At 57.9% G+C, this 6,800-nt stretch carries 6 protein-coding genes; all 6 read left to right on the top strand.

Annotated elements, in window-relative coordinates:
- The first annotated feature begins 448 nt into the window (after positions 1-448).
- Positions 449-2,056 (top strand): phosphoenolpyruvate carboxykinase (ATP), encoded by a 1,608-nt coding sequence (gene pckA, locus QZ292_RS08945; protein WP_294600706.1) that lies wholly within the window; start codon positions 449-451, stop codon positions 2,054-2,056.
- A 448-nt stretch (positions 2,057-2,504) separates the two neighbouring features.
- Positions 2,505-3,041: a hypothetical protein gene (locus QZ292_RS08940; RefSeq protein WP_294600704.1), complete on the top strand. Its 537-nt coding sequence runs from the start codon at positions 2,505-2,507 to the stop codon at positions 3,039-3,041.
- A 4-nt stretch (positions 3,042-3,045) separates the two neighbouring features.
- Complete coding sequence (locus QZ292_RS08935) at positions 3,046-4,008, top strand: hypothetical protein (RefSeq protein ID WP_294600702.1); 963 nt, start codon at positions 3,046-3,048, stop codon at positions 4,006-4,008.
- A 242-nt stretch (positions 4,009-4,250) separates the two neighbouring features.
- Complete coding sequence (locus QZ292_RS08930; RefSeq protein WP_294600699.1) at positions 4,251-5,591, top strand: alkaline phosphatase; 1,341 nt, start codon at positions 4,251-4,253, stop codon at positions 5,589-5,591.
- A 97-nt stretch (positions 5,592-5,688) separates the two neighbouring features.
- A complete protein-coding gene (locus QZ292_RS08925) occupies positions 5,689-5,940 on the top strand; it encodes a DNA-binding protein (protein ID WP_294600697.1) in 252 nt (83 codons plus the stop codon).
- A gap of 138 nt (positions 5,941-6,078) precedes the next feature.
- On the top strand, positions 6,079-6,561 hold the full coding sequence (locus tag QZ292_RS08920; RefSeq protein ID WP_294600695.1) for a PepSY-like domain-containing protein: 483 nt from the start codon (positions 6,079-6,081) through the stop codon (positions 6,559-6,561).
- The last annotated feature ends 239 nt before the right edge of the window (positions 6,562-6,800 follow it).

Here is a 6,800-nt window from a genome sequence, read left to right as displayed (position 1 = left end):
ACGTTTCGCTGCGGCTGTGTCAGCCCAATAGGGTAGAGGCTGCCTGTTAGGGTAGCCCCGGCCAGTTGTGAGTGCGACACGCACCGTTTATTCCGAGAGGCAACGCAACTGAAGACCGTGGCCACGAGAGTTTGCACTGCAGGGATTGAGGCTCGTCTCGCCGAAAACCAAGTACACCCCGAATATACCGTTCGCGGAAGACGAATAGCCGAATCCGCCGTTGCACACGTCCACCGTCGCCCCCGAAGTGTTGCTGCGGAAGCCCGGGGCGGGCCCTCCGACACCCCCGAAAAAAGTTTTCGAGAAAAACGCCCTTTTTACTGTGAAATGATTAACAATAAAAAATTATTCTTATCTTTGTCCTGCCGAGATTCGCCCCGACCGAGGCGTCCCGCATCCGCATCGAAACAATAATAAAAACAACATAAACCATTAAAAACCAACCGTTATGTCAATCGACCTGAGCAAGTACGGCATCAAAGACGTGAAGGAGATCATCCACAATCCGTCTTACGAAGAACTCTACAAAGCAGAGACCTGCAACTGCCTGACCGGGTATGAAAAAGGTGTCGACACCGAACTCGGCGCCGTGAACGTGATGACCGGCGTTTTCACCGGCCGTTCGCCGAAAGACAAGTATATCGTGAAGGACGCCACCACCGAAAACACCGTATGGTGGACTTCCGACTTCGCCAAGAACGACAACAAACCCATCACCCAGGCCGTTTGGAACGACCTGAAGAAGATCGCCACCGACGAACTGAGCGGCAAGAAACTCTACGTGATGGACACCTTCTGCGGCGCCAACCCGGATACCAGACTGAAAGTGCGGTTTATCGTCGAAGTGGCCTGGCAGGCGCATTTCGTGAAGAACATGTTCATCCGGCCGACCGAAGAAGAACTCAAGAACTACGGGGAACCGGACTTCGTCGTGCTGAACGCGTCGAAGACCACCAACCCGAATTGGAAAGCCATGGGGCTGAACTCCGAAAACTTCGTCGCCTTCAACCTGACCGAAAAGATGCAGCTCATCGGCGGGACGTGGTACGGCGGCGAAATGAAGAAAGGGATCTTCTCCATGATGAACTACCTCCTTCCGCTGCGCGGGATCGCTGCCATGCACTGCTCCGCGAATAAGGGGAAAGCTGGCGACGTGGCAATCTTCTTCGGGCTGTCGGGGACTGGGAAAACCACGCTGTCGACCGACCCGAAACGCGAACTCATCGGCGACGACGAACACGGCTGGGACGACAACGGCGTCTTCAACTTCGAGGGGGGATGTTATGCCAAGGTGATCAACCTCGACAAGGATTCGGAACCGGATATCTACAAGGCGATCAAGCGGGATGCCCTGCTCGAAAACGTTACGGTGGATGCCAACGGCAAGATCGACTTCAACGACAAGTCGGTTACGGAGAATACCCGTGTATCGTACCCGATCTATCACATCGAAAACATCGTGAAACCGGTGTCGAAGGCAGGTCCCGCGCAGAAGGTGATCTTCCTGACCGCCGATGCGTTCGGCGTGATGCCTCCGGTGTCGATTCTTACGCCGGAACAGACCAAATACTACTTCCTGTCGGGCTTTACCGCTAAACTGGCGGGTACCGAACGCGGGATTACCGAACCGACTCCGACCTTCTCGGCCTGCTTCGGGGCGGCCTTCCTGACCCTGCACCCGACCAAATACGCCGAAGAACTCGTTAAGCGGATGAAAGCTTCGGGGGCGACCGCCTATATGGTCAACACCGGCTGGAACGGGACCGGCAAACGTATCTCCATTAAGGACACCCGCGGGATTATCGACGCGATCTTGGACGGCTCGATCGACAAGGCAGAGACCAAGATGATTCCGATCTTCAACTTCAAAGTGCCGACCTCGCTGCCGGGCGTAGATTCGAAGATCCTGGATCCGCGGGACACCTATGCCGATCCGGCCGAATGGACCAAGAAAGCTGAAGACCTCGCCGGTCGGTTCGTGAAGAACTTCGAAAAATACACCGACAACGCGGAAGGCAAGGCGCTGGTAGCCGCCGGGCCGCAGCCGACCAAATAACACGTCGGTACCATTGATTTTTGCGCGGAGGCTGCCCGTTTATCGGGCAGCCTCCGTTTTTCGTACCAAAATGTCCGTACATTCCGAAGAAAGTGTAAATTTGTATTCGCAGACCCCGTGTTTGCACCAGTCAACCATGTCGAACATTAAACCCAACCTTGCCCATGAGCAGATAACCTGACAGAGTAGGACATATAGATAAAAGGCGTTAGCTTGTATTTCGGGATTCTGAAACTTCCACAAAACAAAGAATGTCCCCGGAGGAATAAAGTGAACGCCCATGCTGTTTACCAGCGTGGGCTTTATTCCTTTGTTTCGGGGACCAGGTTGTGGAAGACCTCAGAATCCGGCATGCAAAGAATCGAGTCCGCGCTTTTTGTTTGTCCTCGCCACCGGAACCGGACGGACTCGCATTTTTTCCAATCGACAAACAAAACAACAAACAGTCATGAAAAAGATTTTATCCTTGCTTATTCCTGTCGTTCTTTTCGCCTCCTGCGCCGCACCCCGCATCATGCCCCGTGCCGTGAACACCATCAACACCGCACCGCTCGGCGACTTGAATCTCCGGCGCGGCGACTACGAGATCCTGAACACCATCACCGCCGAAGCCACCGTAGTCGCCCGGAAGACGAAGAAAGAGATTCGGGTCTACGAACAAAACAACGAATTCTCACTCGGAGTTAAATTCGGGATGAAATCCGCCAGGTTCGGTGCCCCCGACGGAGAATTTACCGGCATTGTCAAACTCGGCTATTTCGCCAACGACTACAACGCTGCCGATTTGCGGCAACTCGTTTTCGATCCCGAGTCCGTCGCCCGCCGGCTCGCCATCTATCGGGCCATCAATATCGCCAAAGAGCACGGCGCCGACGCCTTCGTCGAACCCACCATTTCCACCAACATCGAACAGGTGAACAAACACGAAGTCGTCTACAAGACTACCGTGACCGCCAAGATCGTCAAACTGAAAACCGACCGATAGAGCGATGAAAAAGACGATTGCATTTTTGAGCACGATCTTGTTGGCCGGTCTGGTCTCGTGCAGCGTGGCCAAGAAAGTCGCTGCCCCTCCCCAGCCCCGCGTGCTGAACCTCGCCCTGACCGAGGATCCGCACCCCAACCGGTTCGTCGAGCTGGACTACGGCATCCGGCTCAACGTGCGCGACGAGCGCGCCGACGGTCGCGTTCTTCAGAAATACGACGCCAGCGCCACCAGCCTGCCCCAGGTCTCCGTCAACCCCGAAGTCCTGTCGTTCGTATCGGAGAACGCCCGGCGTTACATGCGCACGATGGGCTTCAACCTCGACGCCGACATCTCGACCGACTACCTGCTGACCCTCGCCATTCGCGAGTTCAACCTCAGCTACCTCTCCGGCGTCGGCTGGTCGGGTACCGTGCAGCTCAACGTCCAGGTGCACGACCAGAGCGGGAAGCTCGTCTATCCCAGCGTCGTGGCCGTAGGCCGCGCCAGTGTCGGAGGCAGCGGCAGCGATTTTCTCGCCGGCTCGCGAGCCCTGAACACCGCCTACGCCTATGCTCTTCGTGATATCGACTGGGATCGGATCGCCTTCTTTCTCAAGCGTTCCGCCTCGCCCGGGCAGGAGAAGAACAAACAGGTGACCGGTGCCGGCAACACCGCCCTCGAATCGACCGTCATCCGGTGGTACATCGACTCCTCGCCCAAAGGTGCCGACGTTTCGCTCCGCATCGTGTCGTCCACCCCCGAAGTGAAGAACACCAACCAGAACTTCGTCGGTTCGACCCCCTACGAGACCACCGAGACCTTCGATGTCAAGGGCTTGACCTTCAATAACTCCGGCAACGTCCAGGTCGAAGTGGTCTGCGAGAAGGCAGGCTACATCACCCAGCGCCGCCGGTTCAACCTCCGTCAGGCCATCGAACAGAAGGAGATCTCCGCCAAATTCAACCTCGTGAAAGAGGAAGAGTAAGGGCGACCTGCCTCTGTTCAGCGAACGGGAGCGCCGCGACCTACCGGGCCGCGGCGCTCCTTTTTCTCCAGGAGAAACATGAACAGGCCCCTCTGCGGATAACCCGGCTCGCCACTCTTATTTTGCCGGAAACCCCGTACGTTTCTTCGTGTTTTCTTCCTTCCCGAGTGCCCTTGAAATTCCTTTCGAATCGTTATCTTTGGGTGCTTTTTAACTGAAATAACCAAACTTTTTATTATTCCATGAAAAGGATCCTTATTCTCCTTTTTCTGCTCGTCGGCATCCTCGTGAGCCGCGCCGACGAACAACCCAAGTATATCTTTTATTTCATCGGCGACGGCATGGGCCATAACGCGCTGGCATTGACCGAAGCCTGCCTCGCCGATGAACAGGACGACCCCGTCGCCTTCGGCTCCCTGCGCTTCACCCGCTTTCCCGTCGTCGGTTTCGCCACCACCTGGTGTGCCAACCGCCGGATGACCGACTCCGCCGCCGCCGGCACCGCTCTCGCCTCCGGCGAGAAGACCTCCGTCGGCACCATCGGTATGAACGCCGACCACACCGAGCCGGTCTATAGTATTGCCGTCGCCGCCAAAGAGCAGGGTATGCGGAGCGGCGTCGCCACCTCCGTGAGCATCGACCACGCCACCCCCGCCGCCTTTTTCGGCCACCGGCCCGATCGCGGCATGTACCACGAGATCGGCATGGACGCCCCTGAGACCGGCCTTGACCTCTATGCCGGCGCCGGGTTCCTGAAACCCGCCGCCCCGGCCGATGCCGCCGATCAGCGCTCCGTCTACGACGCCCTGACCGACGCCGGCTACAGCATCGCCCGCGGCGACGGCAAACTCAATGGCAAACGCGCCGTGCTCGTTCAGGACACCGCCGCCGACCCCTCGAAACTGCCGCTGGCCATCGACCGTCAGCCCGGCGACCTGACCCTTTCCGCCATCACCCGCCGCTCCATCGACTTTCTGATGCGCGACGGCGGCGCCCGGAACGGCTTCTTTCTGATGGTCGAAGGCGGCCAGATCGACTGGGCCGCCCATGACAACGATGCCGCCTCGCTCGTTCAGGAGGTCAAAGACTTCGACGATGCCATCCACGTCGCCGTCGAATTCTACCTCCGCCACCCCGAAGAGACCCTCATCGTCGTCACCGCCGACCACGAGACCGGCGGCCTCGCCTTGGGGCGCGGCAACCTCGGATACGATACCTATTTCGGCCTTTTGAACGCCCAGAAATGCTCCCGCGGCGCCCTGAAACACGCCATCGGCCAGACTGCCGACTGGGCCGCCGCCAAAGCCCTGCTGAGCGAAAAGATGGGCTTCGGCAGCCTCGTTTCGCTGAGCGAAGCCGACTGGGCCGACCTCGAAAAAGCCTACGGCGAACGGCCCTCCCGTTGTGCCGACCGGGCCGTCGACCTGCTGGCCCGTTATTCCGGCGCCGGCTGGACGACCGGCAGCCATTCGGCCACCTACGTGCCCGTCTTCGCCCTCGGCGTCGGCTCCGAACAGTTCCGCGGCCGTCAGGATAACACTCAGATTTCCGGCACCTTGCGCCGACTGATCCAGAACCGGTAATCTCCGAATCCTCTCCCGCCCGGTGAAAATTTCCGCCCCGATTTTGAAATCACCGGAAAATTGCGTTACTTTATAGAGAATTTAAAACCTCACGCCAATGAATACCATCACTTTCAACGAACTGCGGCGGATCAAAGACAGCCTGCCCAGCGGGAGCATGCAGCGGATCGCGGATGAATTGGGGATCGATGTGGACACCGTTCGCAACTACTTCGGTGGCACACACTACAAATCGGGCGAAGGGAATCCTTCGGGATTGCATATCGAACAAGGACCGGACGGGGGGATTGTTATGCTCGACGACCGGACGATTCTGGACAAAGCGCTCGCGATTCTCAAAGAAGCCTGATCCGGCGCACACATAGCATTCCGGCACCGACCTCCTTTTTCGGGCTGGAATCTTTGACCCCGACGGGGTTATTTGCACGAAATTTGCAGATAACCCCGTCGAAGTTTTTATCGAATCAATCATCTATCAGGTAAAGCTATGAAAAAGTTATTCTTCAGCCTGCTGTTCGGCGCCGCCCTCGGCACCTTCGCCTTTGCCGGCGAGAAATCCGTTTCGGTCAGTGAGAAAGAGGCCTCCCCCGGCGAGAGAACCGTCTACACCACCGACCCGACCACCCTGCCTCCGCAGGCCCAGACCTTTCTTCGCAAACACTTCTCGACCCTGAGCCTTCGTCAGATCAAAGTTGAAGATGACGCCGACGGCCGGTCGTACGACGTGAAACTCGCCGGCGGGTGTGAGATCGACTTCAACCACCGGGGCGAATGGACTCAGGTCGATTGCGGCCGCACCGCCGTTCCGACCTCCGTGCTTCCGGAGCGGATCGCCCGTTACGTATCCGACCATTATCCCCGGTTGTTCGTTGTCTCCATCGAGCGCGAATCGGACAAATATGAAGTCGAACTTTCGGACAAGACCGATCTGGAATTCGACCTTCGCGGCGACTTTCTTCGGATCGATTGAGTTTTGAGAGTGCTGTGATTTTTCGCGCCTCGTCCTCGTGCAGCAGCAGCGAGGGCGAGGCCTTTGTTTTGGAGCGTCCGCCGGCGCGCGAACAAAGAACGGTGCGAAGAATTGGGCTGAGCAGAAAAGTGGAAATGCGTAGCATTTCCCGTCCACGGGACGTGGGGCCCGGCCGGCCCGAGGCCAGTTCTATCCGGTTGGGGTAGAGGCGGCCCTGTCGGAGTGCCCGAAGGCACCGC

Source organism: uncultured Rikenella sp., assembly GCF_910577125.1.
Lineage (GTDB): Bacteria > Bacteroidota > Bacteroidia > Bacteroidales > Rikenellaceae > Rikenella.
This window is presented reverse-complemented; position numbering and strand designations above follow the sequence as displayed.

Coding starts and splice junctions, on each gene's coding strand:
- QZ292_RS08935 (WP_294600702.1), top strand. CDS start 3,046: ATGAAAAAGACGATTGCATTTTTGAGCACGATCTTGTTGGCCGGTCTG.
- QZ292_RS08920 (WP_294600695.1), top strand. CDS start 6,079: ATGAAAAAGTTATTCTTCAGCCTGCTGTTCGGCGCCGCCCTCGGCACC.
- pckA (WP_294600706.1), top strand. CDS start 449: ATGTCAATCGACCTGAGCAAGTACGGCATCAAAGACGTGAAGGAGATC.
- QZ292_RS08940 (WP_294600704.1), top strand. CDS start 2,505: ATGAAAAAGATTTTATCCTTGCTTATTCCTGTCGTTCTTTTCGCCTCC.
- QZ292_RS08930 (WP_294600699.1), top strand. CDS start 4,251: ATGAAAAGGATCCTTATTCTCCTTTTTCTGCTCGTCGGCATCCTCGTG.
- QZ292_RS08925 (WP_294600697.1), top strand. CDS start 5,689: ATGAATACCATCACTTTCAACGAACTGCGGCGGATCAAAGACAGCCTG.